The sequence below is a fragment of the Pseudomonas sp. WS 5021 genome, from assembly GCF_012985535.1.
Lineage (GTDB): Bacteria > Pseudomonadota > Gammaproteobacteria > Pseudomonadales > Pseudomonadaceae > Aquipseudomonas.
On the sequence record NZ_JAAQWP010000010.1, the window covers coordinates 1 to 15,905 of the forward strand.

Annotated in this window: 15 protein-coding genes; 3 read left to right on the forward strand and 12 right to left on the reverse strand. The window is 60.1% G+C overall.

From position 1 onward, the window contains the following. Positions 1-365: 365 nt before the first annotated feature. The 9 genes from msrQ to mrcB all read right to left on the reverse strand — a co-directional run bounded on the left by msrQ (position 366) and on the right by mrcB (position 10,177). Positions 366-986, reverse strand: coding sequence for a protein-methionine-sulfoxide reductase heme-binding subunit MsrQ (msrQ, locus tag HBO19_RS24860; RefSeq protein WP_169955052.1), 621 nt, complete (start codon positions 984-986; stop codon positions 366-368). Then, a complete protein-coding gene (gene msrP / locus HBO19_RS24865) occupies positions 986-1,999 on the reverse strand; it encodes a protein-methionine-sulfoxide reductase catalytic subunit MsrP (protein WP_170058498.1) in 1,014 nt (337 codons plus the stop codon). The genes msrQ and msrP overlap by 1 nt, the downstream gene beginning before the upstream one ends. Positions 2,000-2,062: 63 nt before the next feature. Then, the gene (gene pssA, locus HBO19_RS24870) at positions 2,063-2,920 is read right to left on the reverse strand and encodes a CDP-diacylglycerol--serine O-phosphatidyltransferase (RefSeq protein ID WP_029298897.1); all 858 of its coding nucleotides are present in this window, start codon (positions 2,918-2,920) and stop codon (positions 2,063-2,065) included. Between the two features lie 142 nt (positions 2,921-3,062). Continuing rightward, positions 3,063-4,079 carry a ketol-acid reductoisomerase gene (gene ilvC, locus HBO19_RS24875; RefSeq protein WP_003176099.1) on the reverse strand — a complete coding sequence of 339 codons (1,017 nt, stop codon included), beginning with the start codon at positions 4,077-4,079 and terminating at the stop codon, positions 3,063-3,065. Between the two features lie 46 nt (positions 4,080-4,125). Continuing rightward, the gene (gene ilvN, locus HBO19_RS24880) at positions 4,126-4,617 is read right to left on the reverse strand and encodes an acetolactate synthase small subunit (protein ID WP_003176102.1); all 492 of its coding nucleotides are present in this window, start codon (positions 4,615-4,617) and stop codon (positions 4,126-4,128) included. Between the two features lie 2 nt (positions 4,618-4,619). Further along, the gene (locus HBO19_RS24885) at positions 4,620-6,344 is read right to left on the reverse strand and encodes an acetolactate synthase 3 large subunit (RefSeq protein WP_169955054.1); all 1,725 of its coding nucleotides are present in this window, start codon (positions 6,342-6,344) and stop codon (positions 4,620-4,622) included. Between the two features lie 431 nt (positions 6,345-6,775). Next, positions 6,776-7,105, reverse strand: a complete 330-nt coding sequence (locus tag HBO19_RS24890; RefSeq protein WP_170043554.1) for a YqcC family protein — start codon at positions 7,103-7,105, stop codon at positions 6,776-6,778. Beyond that, entirely contained in the window at positions 7,105-7,836 is a 732-nt protein-coding gene (locus HBO19_RS24895; protein ID WP_057440150.1) for a tetratricopeptide repeat protein, read from the reverse strand. The genes HBO19_RS24890 and HBO19_RS24895 overlap by 1 nt, the downstream gene beginning before the upstream one ends. A 16-nt stretch (positions 7,837-7,852) precedes the next feature. Next, on the reverse strand, positions 7,853-10,177 hold the full coding sequence (mrcB, locus tag HBO19_RS24900; RefSeq protein ID WP_170043555.1) for a penicillin-binding protein 1B: 2,325 nt from the start codon (positions 10,175-10,177) through the stop codon (positions 7,853-7,855). Positions 10,178-10,294: 117 nt separating this feature from the next. Between mrcB and HBO19_RS24905 the strand changes: the two genes are divergently transcribed. The 3 genes from HBO19_RS24905 (at position 10,295) to HBO19_RS24915 (ending at position 12,761) form a co-directional block, all read left to right on the forward strand. Further along, positions 10,295-11,851: a bifunctional aminoglycoside phosphotransferase/ATP-binding protein gene (locus HBO19_RS24905; protein ID WP_170058499.1), complete on the forward strand. Its 1,557-nt coding sequence runs from the start codon at positions 10,295-10,297 to the stop codon at positions 11,849-11,851. Positions 11,852-11,942: 91 nt separating this feature from the next. After that, on the forward strand, positions 11,943-12,287 hold the full coding sequence (locus HBO19_RS24910; RefSeq protein WP_169955058.1) for a pentapeptide repeat-containing protein: 345 nt from the start codon (positions 11,943-11,945) through the stop codon (positions 12,285-12,287). A 201-nt stretch (positions 12,288-12,488) separates the two neighbouring features. Further along, positions 12,489-12,761 (forward strand): TfoX/Sxy family protein, encoded by a 273-nt coding sequence (locus tag HBO19_RS24915; RefSeq protein ID WP_169955059.1) that lies wholly within the window; start codon positions 12,489-12,491, stop codon positions 12,759-12,761. A gap of 325 nt (positions 12,762-13,086) precedes the next feature. On the opposite strand, the gene HBO19_RS24920 is transcribed toward HBO19_RS24915, so the two are convergent. Genes HBO19_RS24920 through HBO19_RS24930 form a run of 3 tightly spaced genes read right to left on the reverse strand, consistent with a single transcriptional unit; the run spans position 13,087 to position 15,766 of the window. Next, positions 13,087-13,854 carry a heme ABC transporter ATP-binding protein gene (locus HBO19_RS24920; RefSeq protein ID WP_170058500.1) on the reverse strand — a complete coding sequence of 256 codons (768 nt, stop codon included), beginning with the start codon at positions 13,852-13,854 and terminating at the stop codon, positions 13,087-13,089. Next, positions 13,854-14,837, reverse strand: coding sequence for an iron ABC transporter permease (locus HBO19_RS24925; protein ID WP_169955148.1), 984 nt, complete (start codon positions 14,835-14,837; stop codon positions 13,854-13,856). The genes HBO19_RS24920 and HBO19_RS24925 overlap by 1 nt, the downstream gene beginning before the upstream one ends. 50 nt (positions 14,838-14,887) lie before the next feature. Beyond that, positions 14,888-15,766 (reverse strand): ABC transporter substrate-binding protein, encoded by an 879-nt coding sequence (locus HBO19_RS24930; RefSeq protein ID WP_170058501.1) that lies wholly within the window; start codon positions 15,764-15,766, stop codon positions 14,888-14,890. Between the last annotated feature and the right edge of the window lie 139 nt (positions 15,767-15,905).

Below are 15,905 nucleotides of genomic sequence, written 5' to 3' on the forward strand. Positions count from 1 at the left end.
AGCACCCACACGAATTGCTTGATTCAGTTGTTAAAGAGCGGTTGGTTAAGATCTTTCGTCTCAACCGAGGCGCGCATTCTACAGCAGCCTCATTTGCTGTCAAGTGATTATTTTCAGAAGCTTCGAGGTTTTCCTCAACAACTTCAACCACTTGCGCTTTCGATCTCTCGTCAGCGGGAGGCGAATTCTACAGCGTTACACGCTGCTGTCAACACCTCTTTTTCAACTTCCTTTTGGCTTCGATGAACTGAAGCAACCTGCTGCCGAAAACTACATAACTCTTTGTTTACCAAGGAGTTTTCCGTTTCGACTGCGCCGGAAGTGGGGCGAATTATAGACTTCCAGGATCTGCGGTCAAGCGTTAATTACGCTTTTGTTGCAGAAGGTGCTTTTTTGGCAATAAGGCGAGGGATACGGCGCATCACAGGCGGAATCCGCAAGAGCAAAAGCAGCACCCCTATAGAGGCATAGATAGCCCACTCCTTCAGATCGGCACGCACGATCCACAGCATATGCAGCAAACCAAGCCCCAAAATCACATACACCAGGCGATGCAGCTTCTTCCAACGGGCGCCCAGCCGACGCTGGCTATAGCGATTGGATGTCACCGCCAACACCAACAAGCACATAAAACCCAACGCCCCCACAATAATGTAGGGCCGCTTGCGCAGCTCAACGCCCAGTTGCGACCAGTCCAGCCCCAGGATAAATACGCAATAAGCGGCGAGGTGCAAAACCACATACGCAAAGCACCACAACCCCAACTGCCGGCGCACAGCGATCCACCCTGCCCAACCGCTCAATTTTTGCAGTGGCGTCATTCCCAACGTAACCAGCAACAGGATCAGCGTTCCCAGCCCCAACCGATCAACCAGCACTTTTCCGGGATCAGGCCCCAAGGTGAGACTCCACGCCTCATACAACCAGTACAACGGCCACACCGCCGCAGCTATAAAGACGCCAAGGCGCCAGATGGGGTAGCGCATCAGTAGTTCTTCCGCAGATCAAGGCCGGTATAAAGAGAAGCGACCTCATCCGAGTAGCCATTGAACATCTGCGTCTCGCGTACATTCGGACTGAACAAGCCACTGGGCAGGCGCCGCTCCCGTGCCTGGGTCCAGCGCGGGTGATCGACGGTGGGGTTCACATTCGCATAAAATCCATACTCATCCGCCGCAATGCTCTGCCAGGTGGTTTTCGGTTGCTCGCTCACCAGGCTGATCCGCACGATAGATTTCACGCTCTTGAAGCCATACTTCCACGGCACCACCAAACGCAGCGGCGCGCCATTCTGGTTGGGCAATTCCCGCCCATACATGCCCACAGCCAGGATCGCCAAAGGATTCATCGCTTCATCCAGGCGCAGTCCTTCTATATAAGGCCAATCGATCAGGCCAAAACTTGAGCGCTGGCCCGGCATGCTCTTGGGATCCTGCAGGGTTTCAAAGCGGATGTATTTGGCCTTGGAAGTGGGCTCGACCTGTTTAAGCAAGGCCGATATAGGAAAGCCGATCCATGGAATGACCATCGACCACGCCTCGACACAGCGTAGACGGTAGATCCGCTCTTCCAACTGATAGGGCTTCATGAAGTCTTCCAGGGCGTAACGCCCTGGTTTTGCGACTTCACCATCAATCACGACACTCCATAGCTCGGTCTTGAGCGAGCCGGCATTCGCCGCAGGATCGCCCTTGTCCGTGCCGAACTCATAGAAGTTGTTGTAATGGGTCGCATCCTTGAACGGCGTGATGGCCTCGTCTTTGACCGTCACCGCCTGCCATTGCGTGCCAGGAAGTTTCTCGGCGAACCAGCCGGGAGCCTTGCCTGGCTCGACATCGGCATAACGCGCAGTGTCAGCCGCACTCACCCAACGCGGCAGGCTGCTGGCAGCAATACCGGCAAGCGCGCCACCGAGCAGACTGCGGCGGGAGAAATAGAGAGATTCTGGGGTGACATCCGATTCGTGACAGTCGGACGCTTTGGGCAACTTGATTAACATGGCAACTCCGCAGCATTGGAGAACTGATGCACCAATAGACTGCGGAGTATGGGGGAAATTACATTAAGGCAATGTTTTGTCCCGGCGCAGATGCAACAGGTACTGAACCGGACCCGAAGCCGCGTATACCAGGAACGCCAGCAGCAGGATCCGCGGCGGATCACTGAAGACCACCGCGAACACCAGTACCACCACCAGAATCGCCACGAAAGGCACACGCCCCTTCAGGTCGAATTCCTTGAAGCTGTTGTACTTGATGTTGCTGACCATCAGCATACCGGCCGCCGCAACCATCAAGGCCACCAGGAACGACATCTTCGAACCCTGGATACCGTAGTCACTGAACGCCCAGACAATACCGGCCACCACACCCGCCGCCGCAGGACTGGCAAGACCGATGAAGTAACGCTTGTCGGCAGTGCCCACCTGGGTATTGAAGCGTGCCAGGCGCAACGCAGCGCCCGCGACATAGATGAAGGCCACCATCCAGCCAACCTTGCCCATGTCACCCAGGGCCCAGGCAAACGCCAGCAACGCAGGTGCGACACCAAAGGCCACCATGTCCGACAGCGAGTCGTACTCGGCACCGAAGGCGCTCTGGGTATTGGTCATGCGCGCCACGCGCCCATCAAGGCCATCGAGGACCATGGCCACGAAGATCGCGATGGCAGCAAAACCGAAGTACTTGCTGGCACTCGCCGCATCACCTGCTGCTAGCGCGCTCTGGGCACTCATGGAATTGATGATGGAGTAGAAACCGGCAAACAGGTTCGCCGTGGTGAACAGGTTGGGCAGAAGATAGATGCCACGATGCCGGACCTTGCGGCCTTCCGCGTCATGCCCTTCTTCGACATGCTCATCGATCGGTAGCAGGCTTTCGGCGTCAGAGGCCTGGTTTGGCTCTTCGGGACGTTCGCTCATGGACTTTACCTTGCAACGGTGTGAAAAAAATCGATAGACACTTGCGGCGAGTTTCGCCCGCAAACGATGCAGCTTTATACCAGAACCAGCCCTCAAACGAAAAAACGCGGCCTAGGCCGCGTTTTCCGTAGACACGTGCGACTTAGTTCTTGGCTTTGTCGACGATCTTGTTGGCACCGATCCACGGCATCATGGAGCGCAGTTGCTCGCCGATGACTTCGATACCGTGAGCGGCGTTGTTACGACGTTTGGCGGTCATCGAAGGGTAGCCGGTAGCACCTTCGCTGATGAACATTTTGGCGTATTCGCCGTCCTGAATACGTTTCAGGGCGTTGCGCATGGCCTGACGGGATTCGGCGTTGATGACTTCCGGGCCGGTCACGTACTCGCCGTACTCGGCGTTGTTGGAGATCGAGTAGTTCATGTTGGCGATACCGCCTTCGTACATGAGGTCAACGATCAGCTTCAGTTCGTGCAGGCACTCGAAGTAGGCCATTTCCGGCGCGTAGCCAGCTTCAACCAGGGTTTCGAAACCGGCTTTGACCAGTTCAACGGTACCGCCGCACAGAACGGCTTGTTCGCCGAACAGGTCGGTTTCGGTCTCGTCCTTGAAGGTGGTTTCGATGATGCCGGTACGACCACCACCGACGCCAGCAGCGTAGGACAGTGCAACGTTCTTGGCGTTGCCCGAGGCGTCCTGGTAGATCGCGATCAGGTCAGGAATACCACCGCCCTTGACGAACTCGGAGCGCACGGTGTGGCCCGGTGCTTTCGGCGCGATCATGATCACGTCCAGGTCAGCACGTGGCACAACTTGGTTGTAGTGAATCGCGAAGCCGTGGGAGAAGGCCAGGGTGGCGCCTTTCTTGATGTTCGGCTCGATTTCGTTCTTGTACAGCGCGGATTGGAACTCGTCCGGGGTCAGGATCATGACCAGGTCGGCAGCCGCAACAGCGGAAGCAACGTCAGTCACTTTCAGGCCATGGGCTTCTGCCTTGGCAACAGTGGCCGAGCCTTTGCGCAGGCCAACGGTCACGTCAACGCCGGAATCTTTCAGGTTGCAAGCTTGTGCGTGACCCTGGGAGCCGTAGCCGATGATGGCGACTTTCTTGCCCTGGATGATCGACAGGTCACAATCTTTATCGTAATAAACTTTCATGAGGTTCCTCTATATATCCAGGCCTTAAGGCCATTCGCTAATTGGGTTAGATGCTGAGTACTTTGTCGCCACGGGCAATCCCGGTGACACCACTGCGTACGGTTTCCAGAATCGAGGCCGTCCCGATCGACTGGATGAAGCTGTCCAGTTTGTCGCTGGTACCGGTCAGTTGAACGGTATAAACGCTGGCGCTCACATCGACGATCTGCCCACGATAAATATCGGTAGTACGCTTGATCTCGGCACGTTGGGCACCCGTGGCCTTGACCTTGACCAGCATCAGCTCACGCTCGATGTGGGCGCTTTCCGACAAATCGACCAGCTTGACCACTTCGATCAGCTTGTTGAGGTTCTTGGTGATCTGCTCGATCACCTCATCATGGCCTACGGTGGTCAACGTCAGGCGCGACAGGGTCGGGTCTTCGGTCGGGGCCACGGTCAGGCTTTCGATGTTGTAGTTGCGCTGCGAAAACAGGCCGACCACACGAGACAGAGCGCCCGGTTCGTTCTCCAGAAGCAGGGAGATAATGTGCCGCATGATTAGGTTCGCTCCGTCTTGTTCAGCCACATATCGCGCATTGAGCCGTCTTTGATCTGCATCGGGTAGACGTGCTCGCTGGTGTCGACCTGAATGTCGATGAACACCAGGCGATCCTTCATGGCGAACGCCTCTTCCATCTTCGGCTTGAGATCCTTCAGATCGGTGATGCGCATGCCGACATGGCCATAGGCTTCAACCAACTTGACGAAGTCAGGCAACGATTCCATGTAGGAATGGGAGTGACGACTGTTGTAGCTCATGTCCTGCCATTGGCGAACCATGCCCAACACACCGTTGTTCAGGCAGACGATCTTCACCGGCAGGCCATATTGCAGGCAGGTCGACAGCTCCTGGATGTTCATCTGGATGCTGCCTTCACCGGTGACACAAGCCACGTCGACATCCGGGAAGCTCAGCTTCACACCCATGGCCGCAGGGAAACCAAAGCCCATCGTGCCCAGGCCACCGGAGTTGATCCAGCGGTTAGGCTTGTCGAACTTGTAGTACTGCGCGGCGAACATCTGGTGCTGGCCCACGTCGGAGGTCACAAAGGCGTCGCCCTTGGTCACTTCGCACAGGGTTTCGATCACGGTTTGTGGCTTGATGATGCTGCCGTCGCCCTTGTCGTAAGGGAACAGGCCGCGGTCACCGCGCCATTCGTCGATCTGCTTCCACCAACTGGCAACGGACTCCTTGTTCGGCGTCTCGCCAATGTCCTTGAGCGCAGCGACCATTTCGGTCAACACGCTCTCCACGGGACCTACAATCGGCACATCGGCCTTGATGGTCTTGGAGATGGACGCCGGGTCGATGTCGATGTGGATGATCTTGGCATTCGGGCAGAACTTGCTCGCGCCGTTGATCACCCGGTCATCGAACCGCGCGCCCACGGCCAGGATCACGTCGGCGTGGTGCATGGTCAGGTTGGCCGTGTAGCTGCCGTGCATGCCGAGCATGCCGACGAACTGACGGTCCGAACCCGGGAAGGCACCGAGGCCCATCAAGGTGTTGGTCACTGGCAGGTTGAGCATCTTGGCCAATTCGGTCAACGGTGCGGAACCGCCGCCCAGGATCACGCCGCCACCCGAGTAAAGCACTGGGCGCTTGGCCGCCAGGAGCATTTCTGCTGCCTTGCGGATTTGCCCCGAGTGCCCACGCACGGCCGGGCTGTAGGAACGCAGCTTGGCTTTCTTCGGGAAGATGTATTCGAACTTTTCCGCCGGGTTGGTCATGTCTTTCGGGATATCGACCACCACTGGACCCGGGCGACCGGATTGCGCGAGGTAGAACGCCTTCTTCATGACTTCCGGGATTTCCGAGGCATGCTTGATCATGAAGCTGTGTTTCACGATCGGCCGGGAGATACCGATCATGTCGGTTTCCTGGAATGCATCAGTGCCCACCATGGTGCTCGCCACCTGGCCGGAAATGATCACCATCGGAATAGAGTCCATATACGCAGTCGCGATGCCAGTAATGGCATTGGTTGCGCCAGGGCCGGACGTTACCAGCACCACGCCGGCTTTACCGGTTGCACGGGCATAACCGTCAGCCATATGGGTCGCGGCCTGTTCGTGGCGAACCAGGATGTGGTTGACAGCCGGTTCCTTGAACAGTGCGTCGTAGACATGCAGCAGAGCACCACCTGGGTACCCGTAGATATAGTCGACGCCTTCGTCACGCAAAAAGCGGACGAGCATCTCACCGCCAGATAAAAGCTCCACGTTGTTCACCTCTAAAACGCCAGAATACCGTCCGTTGAAAACCGACGGGTCTTAATAGGTTTACTTCTCAACAGAGCATGAGCGACGGTGGTCGCCGACTACGTCAGCACTGACTGAGCAAGTATTGGGATCGTCCCAAGTGTTGCGGGCTTTTCCCACCCAGCGCGAGGTAACGCGTTGCGGGTGTAACAGGTCGGCGCGGATGTGCGCCTCATGATCTGCTGAGCGGGCCTGCTTCTGGCAGTCCCGATACAGCGGACTTTGGATTCTTCTGTTTCAGCCCCTTCAAGTCAAGCAATAATTGCGCTTTTTTCCAACTAAGCGCATGAGAACGTAGAAGAAAGGGCTTTGAGGAGGGATAAAACTCGCCTGAATGTCGTCAAGCGGTAGAAATGTGCGCAAGACTGCCGGAAAACCCGACAGTCAGGCAATTAACGAGCGCCGACGATCAGTTGGTCGAACTTTTTCAGCGCAGAGCGTAGGCCGAGGCTTTGTTGGGGACGGTCGGCGTAGACCATCTCGGCCATCTCCAGGATGCCCGACGCATTAGGTAGCGGCAGGTCCTGTTCGAGGATCTGTTTCATCCGCACCAGGAAGATCCACTGCAGCCACTGATGAAAATCCAGGGTATCCACGGAAAACGGCTCGACGCTGCTCAGCGCCTCTGCACCGGGAGACACCTCATCCCACCAGCCCGCCACGCGCAATTCGCGCTCAATCAGCAACAACTGTTCGGCAATCGCCGGAAAACGAGGATCCATCAGAGACTGACCTTGGCCTTCTGCCGGGCCTGGGCAGCACCGGCAGCATCACCTTGTGCAGCACGTGCATCACCAATCAAGGCCCACAGGCTGGCTTGCAGGTCAGGACGACCGTTGGCCATGGTCAAGCCACGACGGGCGAACTGCTCAGCTTGCGGCGCATCACCCTGGGCCATGCGCACTTGCGCCAGGCGGTAGAGCACCTGCGGTTCACGCGGCGCGACCCGCTGGGCGCGCTCAAGGCTGGACGATGCGCCGTTCAAGTCGCCACCGGCCTGCTGTTGCTGCGCAGTGGTGAGCAAGGCCAGGACCGGGCCGTCCAACTGCTCGTCGGCAGACAGGCCGCCGGCATTGGCCGAGGGAATCCCGCTCGGGGTCGACGGCATGTTGTAGGTGCCCTGGTTGATCGGCGCGGTATCAATCGGCGCCGAGTTCGACGGGCCAGGGGTGATCGGCCCCGGCGTCCATGGTGCGGAGCTGATGGGTGCAGATGTGGTGGCGCCCCCACCCGGGACCATCACCACTACGCCGGAATCCTGCGGTACCGCCTGGGTCGTGGCAGGGTTTGGACGGGTAGTCACGGTCTGGCGAAAGCCGCCATTGGCCGAGATCCGGTCATTGTTGGATACGGCCGTGCCGGAATCCACCACCGGGATGGAGCCGCGCTGCACGCTGGAGCAACCGCTGAGCAAAGCTAACGTTGTAATAGCCGGAATCAACCACTTGTTCACTTGAAATCCTCTTTGCTTAATTCATCCAGCCCTTGACCCAATCCATCACCGAATCCGCATCCGTGGGCACACCTGTGCCACATGGAGCGCCGGCTGGCGGTTCACTGCCGCGAATATACGGCATCTGCACCGCGCCCGGACAGTTGGCATCGGAGCCCTGCCCGGTATGGGGGTCGATCCAGGCCTGAACGATATTGTCGGGTTGCGGCATGTTCAGTGGCAGCGGGTCGGCCTTGCGCATAAAGCTGGTCCAGACCTGCAAGGCGCCGGTCGCGCCGGTGAACGGTGTCTTGCCGTTGTCATCGCGCCCCAGCCACACCACCGCGAGCAGGTCCTGGCTGAAACCGGCGAACCAACTGTCACGGGAGTCGTTACTGGTACCGGTCTTGCCGGCCAGCGTCAGGTTACCCGGCAGCGAGCTGTACACCGAACGCCCGGTCCCTTCGCGCATGACCCGTTGCATGGCGTTCTGGATCAGGTAGATGGAGGCCGGATCAAAACGCTGCTCGATCTGGAACGGGTAGCGCTTGAGCGGCTCGCCTTCCGCCGTGAGGACACTGCGGATCCCGCGCATCGGCGTATTGAAACCACCGTTGGCCAGGGTCTGGTACATGGTCGCCACTTCCATCGGGCTCAAGCCACCTGCGCCCAGCAACATCGACGGGAACGCCGGGAACTCGCGGCTTACACCCAGCCGTGCAAGGGTCTTGAGCACATTCGGCACACCCAGCTCCAGGCCAAGCCGCGCCGTGGACAGGTTGTAGGAATGCGCCAGTCCCTGATACAGGAACACCGTGCCGTGGGAGCGACGATCATAGTTCTGCGGCTTCCATACCTGGCCATCGGCGCCCTTGACCGAAAACGCTTCGTCGGAGAGCCAGCTGGTCAGGGTGTACTTGCTCGGCTTTTCCAGTGCAGTGAGGTACACCGCCGGCTTGATCAGCGAGCCAATCGGCCGCACGGCATCCAGGGCACGGTTGAAGCCGGCGAAGCTGGCCTGGCGGCTGCCGATCATGGCCTGGACTTCACCGGTTTCCGGGTTGGTCACCACCATGGCCGCTTCGACTTCGTCCGAGCCCTTGCGCCCGGCCAGGCGCTTGAAGGTATCGCTGACCGAGGCTTCGGCCTTCATCTGCAGGATCGGGTCGAAACTGGTGAAGATCCGCAGACCTTCTTCGGTCAAGTCCTCGTCGCGATAGTCTTCGCGCAACTGGCGCTTGACCAGGTCGATAAAGCCGGGGAAGGAACTGTCAGCCAACTTGCCACGAGTGGTGACGCCCAAAGGCATCTTCTTCGCGGCCGCGACCTGTTCTGCGGTGGCTACGCCCTGCTGCTCCAGCACGTCGAGGACCAGGTTGCGGCGCTCCAGCGCCCGCTCCGGGTTGCGGCGCGGATTGTAATAGGACGGCCCCTTGACCATACCTACCAGCAACGCCACCTGGTGCAACTTGAGCTCGGACAACGGCTGGCCGAAGAAGAACTGGCTGGCCAGGCCAAAGCCGTGCACCGCGCGCTGGCCATCCTGGCCGACGAACACCTCGTTGAGGTAGGCCTCAAGGATCTCCGGCTTGCTGTAGTGCAGCTCCAGCAACATCGCCATCATGGCTTCGGTGAGTTTGCGAGTCAGGCTGCGCTCACTGGTCAGGTAGAAATTCTTGACCAATTGTTGCGTCAGCGTACTGCCGCCCTGAGTCATGCGGCCACCCGAGGTGTTGACCCAGATGGCGCGAGCGATGGACTTGGGCGAGACGCCCCAGTGGCTGTAGAAATCCCGGTCTTCGACCGCAACCAGGGTTTCCAGCAGATACGGCGGCACCTGATCAATCTTGATCAGGATGCGATCTTCAAGGTTCTTGGGGTAAATCCCGCCGATCAGCAACGGCTCAAGACGCACCACTGGCAACTTGCCGCCATTGAGTGCAGAAAGCTCGGCCACGTAATCCCCGGAGAAACGCACGCGCACCGGCTGCGCCTTTTCCAGGCCTTCATAGAACTGGAAGCCCCGGGTGTTCAGGTCCACGGTATTGCCGCTGACCGCCGCCGCACCCGGGCCGTTGGCCACGGCTTCGCGCCGATAGCCCAGCGCATCGAGTTCGGTAAGGAAATCTTCCTTGCTCAGTTTCTGGCCGGTAAACAGCTCCAGCGGGCGAGCGTAGACCTTCGCCGGGATGGTCCAGCGCTTGCCAGAGAACTTCTCCTGGACCACGGCATCGAGGTATACCGCGATGCCTGCGATCACCACCAGGCCCACCAGGCCGAGCTTGAGCGCCCAGCCTAGCCAGGGGCGCAGGCTGCGGGGAGGAGGTTTTTTACGGGAACGGGGAGATCGGGTACGAGTCATGGCGGCGGATTATACGCATTTTATTGATGATCAACATGAACCGGACGGCGGTTTGCATGACCGACCTGAGCGGCCATAATGCGCTCCATTATTTTCCCAGACTCCGAAGGATCGCCTGTGAGCCAGCCCCTGATTGCCGCCCTGCAAAACCCGGCCCTGTTTCCTCATCCGGTCGAAGCGTTTCAAGTCATCGAAACCCATATTTCCTGGGTCCTGCTCACCGGTCCCTATGCCTACAAGATCAAGAAACCGGTGAACTTCGGCTTCCTCGACTTCACCCAACTGGACGCCCGCGCCCACTTCTGCAACGAGGAACTGCGCCTCAACCAACGCCTGACACAAGATTTGTATCTTGAAGTGTTGCCGATCACCGGCAGCGCTGAAGCACCGCAACTGGGCGGCGAAGGCCCGGCCATCGAATATGTGCTGAAAATGCGCCAGTTCCCGCAAAGCCAACTGCTGAGTACCTTGCAGGCCAATGGCGAGCTGACCAACGGCCACATCGATGAGATGGCCAGCCAGATTGCGCACTTCCACCTCAACGCCCCCAAGGTTCCCGAGGCCCATCCCGCCGGCACCCCGGACGAGGTGATGGCGCCGGTGCGGCAGAACTTCGAGCAGATCCGTCCGTTCCTCAGCGACAAAGCCGACCTGGCCCAACTGGACGCACTGCAAGCCTGGGCCGAGAGCAGCTTCGAACGCCTCAAGCCCCTGCTGGAGCAACGCAAGCTCAATGGCTTTACCCGCGAGTGCCACGGCGATATTCACCTGGGCAACGCAACCATGATCGACGATCACGTGGTGATCTTCGACTGCATCGAGTTCAACGAACCGTTCCGCTTCACCGACGCGTGCGCCGACACCGGCTTCCTGGCGATGGACCTGGAAGACCGTGGCCTCAAGACCCTGGCCAGGCGCTTTATCAGCCAATACCTGGAGCTGACTGGCGATTACCAGAGCCTGGAGCTGCTGAACTTCTATAAAGCCTACCGCGCGCTGGTGCGGGCAAAGATCGCGCTGTTCAGCATGCCGCCCGAGGCAACACCGGTCGAGCGCGCAACCACCCTGCGCCAGTACCGCAACTACGCCAACCTGGCCGAAAGTTACAGCACCATCCCCTCGCGCTTCCTGGCGATTACCCATGGCGTATCGGCGACCGGCAAAAGCCATGTGGCGATGCGCCTGGTGGACGCGCTCGGCGCCATTCGCCTGCGCTCCGATGTAGAACGCAAGCGCCTGTTTGGCGAGCAACAGGTCGAGAACACCCTCCAAGCCGGGATCTATGCCTCGGACGCCAGCGCGGCAACCTACGCCCGCCTGCATACCCTCGCCGAAACCGTACTGCGCGCAGGCTTCCCGGTAGTCCTGGACGCGACCTACCTCAAGCGCGAGCAACGAGAAGCTGCCGCCAAAGTCGCAGAAGCCACCGGCGCACCCTTCCTGATCCTCGATTGCAATGCACCGCAGGCCGTTATCGCCAGTTGGCTGGCGAAACGTCAGGCAGATAAAAACGATCCGTCTGACGCTACCCTGGCAGTCATTGAGCAGCAACAAGCCAGCCGCGATCCCCTGAGCGCCGAAGAACTGCTACTGAGCAAGCGGGTCGAGACCAATGAAAGCGGGACGCTGGACGCACTGGTTGCCCACGTCCGCCAGCGCCTGCCAGGGCTGTAGGAAATATTTCACGGCCGTGATGCGGTTAACAGCTCACGGCCGCAAATAGTGGCACTATAATGGCATTATAAGTCCAACAGGAGTTGCCGCCATGGGCCAGCCGAAGCTGCTTGATACACCGCTCTACGCGCTGCTGCATAAAGATGACATCCGGGGTTTCAATCAGGAACGCCCCAAGGATGGCCCGATTGATATGCGCGGCGGCGACTTCCGTGGTCTGGACCTGCGCCACCTGGACGCCGAGGGCGTGGACTTTACCGACGCCTACTTCCGCTCGGCCGACTTGCGTGGCCTGGACCTGCGGGGCTGCCCGCTGGAAGGCGCCAGCCTGGCCCATGCGCAGATCTCGGGCACTTACTTCCCAGCCGAGCTGAGCGCTGACGAGATCCTTATGTCGGTCAATTTCGGCACGCGCCTGCGCTATCGCACCCGCTGACCGAACACCTTTATCCCCAGCTGAGCGCAACGCGAGCTGGGGGCCTGCGCCTGTCACCGTCAAGATTCCAGCGCCAGCCTTAGAAGCGTTTACGTCGTTTCTGAGCAAAGAACTACGCTTTTCCTACTGAGCGCTACACTCCTTTCAGGCTTGCCTGGTCACGATACCCACCGAACCATTCGGCCGTCGCAAGGAGGCTTGATGAATGATGAGCTGCAACACCTGAAAAACCTTGGCAAGACCTCGGCGCAATGGCTGCATGCGGTGGGCATCCATAGCGCTTCGGACCTGCGTCGCCTGGGCGCGGTGGACGCCTACCGGGCGGTACGCACCCGTGGTTTCCGGGCATCCAAAGTCCTGCTGTATGCCATCGAAGGCGCATTGATGGATGTGCATTGGAACGATATTCCAACCGAGCGCAAGGAGGCCTTGAATCGCCAACTGGAAGCGCTGTCGATACGGAACAAGAACTGAAACAGGTGATAACCCAATGTTTGCGGGGTTCCAAACAAACGTTTGAGAAAAATCCCCATGGGTGCAAAAACAAGTGTTGACTCTCAAATGAGAATCGTTATGATTATCACAACTGGTCGCGAGATCAGCCGATAACTGAAAGACCATTGGTTCGGACTCTCAGATTATCTCCTCATCAGGCTAATCACGGTTATTTGACCCGGCTCTTGCCGGGTCTTTTTTTGCCTGGGTTTTATATCACCCTGTAGGACCTGGCTTGCCGGCGAAGGTGCTGGGTCTTGATACACCGCTATCGCCGGCAAGCCGGCTCCTACAGAGATAGGGTTCAGCGGGCGATGATCAAGGGATGACCCAGCTCAGGATGGGGCTGCACCAGCACATCCAGGCCGAACACCGCCTTGAGCAACTCCGGTCGCAACACCTGCGCCGGTGTGTCCAGGGCGTGGGGGCGACCGTTCTCCAGCAGCAGGATGCGATCGCAGTAGCGCGCCGCCAGATTGAGATCGTGAAGAATCACCAGCACGGCCGCGCCACGGTCGGCAAAGCTGCGGATGGCCTGCAAGGTGGTGTGCTGGTGCAATGGGTCGAGCATCGAGGTCGGCTCGTCCAGCAATAGGGTCTGCCCCGCCTCGCCCGGCCAGAGTTGCGCCAGCACCCGAGCCAGGTGCACGCGCTGGCGCTCGCCGCCGGATAACGCCAGGTAGCTGCGTCCGCTCAGGTGGCCCACGTCGGCGGCCTGCAAGGCGGCTTCGATGATTTCATCGTCGCGTACCCGCCCGGTCTGATGGGGCAAGCGCCCCATGCCCACCACTTCCTCGACGCGAAACGCGAAATCCAGGGTCGACACCTGGGGCAGCACCGCCAGGCGCTGCGCCCGTTGCGCGCCCTGCCAATCCTTGAGCTCGCGGTCGTCCAGCCAAACCTGCCCTTCATCCGGGTGCAGTTGCGCACACAACGCGCCCAGCAACGTGCTTTTGCCGGCGCCATTGGGGCCGAGCACACCCAGAACCTCACCGGGTTTCAAGTCCAGGGTCACGTCGGCCAACACGGTTTTGCGACCGCGGCGGATCTGCAGGTTGTCCACTCGCAGCATCAGGCGCGTCCTCGCAACAGCAGGTATAGAAAAAACGGAGCACCGATAAAGGCAGTAACAATACCAATGGGCAACTCCGCCGGCGCCAGGGCCAGGCGGGCCACCAGGTCGGCGAATAACAACAGGCTCGCGCCCGCCAGCACCGAGGCCGGCAGGAGCACACGATGATCCGGCCCCGCCAGCAGCCGCACCAGATGTGGCACCACCAGCCCGACAAAACCGATCAGCCCCGCAGCGGCGACCGCCGCGCCAACCCCGAGCGCCGTGCAAAACACCAGCTCGCGCTTGAGCCCCTCGACATTGATCCCCAGGTGACTGGCTTCCGATTCTCCCAGTAGCAAGGCATTGAGCGCCTTGGCCCGGCGCGGCAGCCACAGCGCCACACCGGCACTGACCAGCAGCAATGGCCACAGTCGCGAGTAGCTGGCACCGTTCAGGCTGCCAAGGTTCCAGAACGTCAGGGTGCGCAAGGTAGCGTCATCGGCCAGGTAGGTGAACAGGCCCACCGCCGAGGCCGCCAGCGCGGTCAGGGCGATACCGGCCAACAACATGGTTGCGACATTGGTCTGCCCATCGCGCCGCCCCAGGCGATAGACCAGCGCGGTCACGCCCAAGCCACCCAGAAATGCACACAGCGACAGCAGATACGGCGCCACGGCGTCCGGCAGGCCACCAAAGGCCGCGCCGCCGACGATGGCCACCGCCGCCCCCAGCGCAGCGCCACTGGACACACCGACCAACCCGGGGTCGGCCAACGGGTTGCGAAACAGCCCCTGCATGGCCACCCCCGACAGCGCCAGCACCCCGCCAACCGCCAGCCCCAGCAAAGTGCGCGGCAAACGGATCTGCCCCAGAATCAGCTCAGCCTGCTCCAGGCCCTGGGCCTCGATAGGCACGCCAAGCAGGCGCAAGGCAGCGCGCAGTGTGTCGAGCAATGGCAGGCTGACCGGCCCCAGGGCCAGGGACAGCCAGGTCGCCAACACACACAACAGGCTCAAGCCGATAAACAGGGTGCGCGGTTTAACCAGAGTGGTCATGGGGCGGCTTGGGCTTTAACGGGATAGAACCCGGCGGACAGGATTTGCAGGCTGGCCGGCAAGCGTGGGCCCAGGCCGCCGACCAACAAGGTGGGATCCAACTCAAACACCCGGCCGGTCTTGGCCGCCGAGGTGTTCGCCAGAATCGGGTTTTCCTTGAACAACGCCGCACGGGCCGCCTCGCCACTCAGGGCGCGGTCAGAGAACACCAGCACTTCAGGGCTCAACCCCGCCAGCGACTCAACCGAAAACGGCTTATAGCCGCTGTGCGTCGCCAGGTTGTGCCCGCCGGCCTGTTGCAGCACCCAGTCGGCGGCCGTGTCCTTGCCGGCGATCAGCGGCTTGCCACCGGCATGCCCGAGCACCAGCAGCACGCCAGGGGCCTTTTGCCGGGTTTGCGCCTGGGTCACGGCCGCTTTTTGCAGGTTTAGTTGCTGTTGATAAGCATTGAACAGTGTCGCGGCCTTGTCTTCAGCTCCCAGCAGCTTGCCCAGGTGCTGCAGGTTGCCTTGCAGGGTCGGCAGGTCCGGCTGCGCGGAGAACAGTTCCACTTGCACCCCGGCATTGCGAATCTGCGCCAGCACCGGTGGTGGCCCCATTTCCTCGGTGCCCACCAGGATCTGCGGGCGCAGGCTCAAGATCCCTTCGGCGGACAGCTGGCGCTGGTAACCGATACTGGGCAGCGCCTTGAGCGACTGCGGATGCTGGCTGGTAGTATCGACGCCCACCAGCTTCGACTCTCCGCCCAGGGCCGTCACCCACTCCGACAACGCGCCCCCGGCGCTGACCCAGCGTTGAGGCAGCTCAGCAGCTTGCGCCACGTGGTTGACCAGCAGTCCGACAACAAGCGCAATAGCGCTGGCACTCAGGCGCATAAAAGGGTTTCCTTCCAAGGGTGAGGCCGTCTGGCATCGTACTGAGCACGCAGTCAGCTGACGGGCGAAGCCAGCATTTGATAATTGTTTGCATTTGAACGTCAAGCACCGGGCTTACCCGTAAACCCCGGATTGCGCC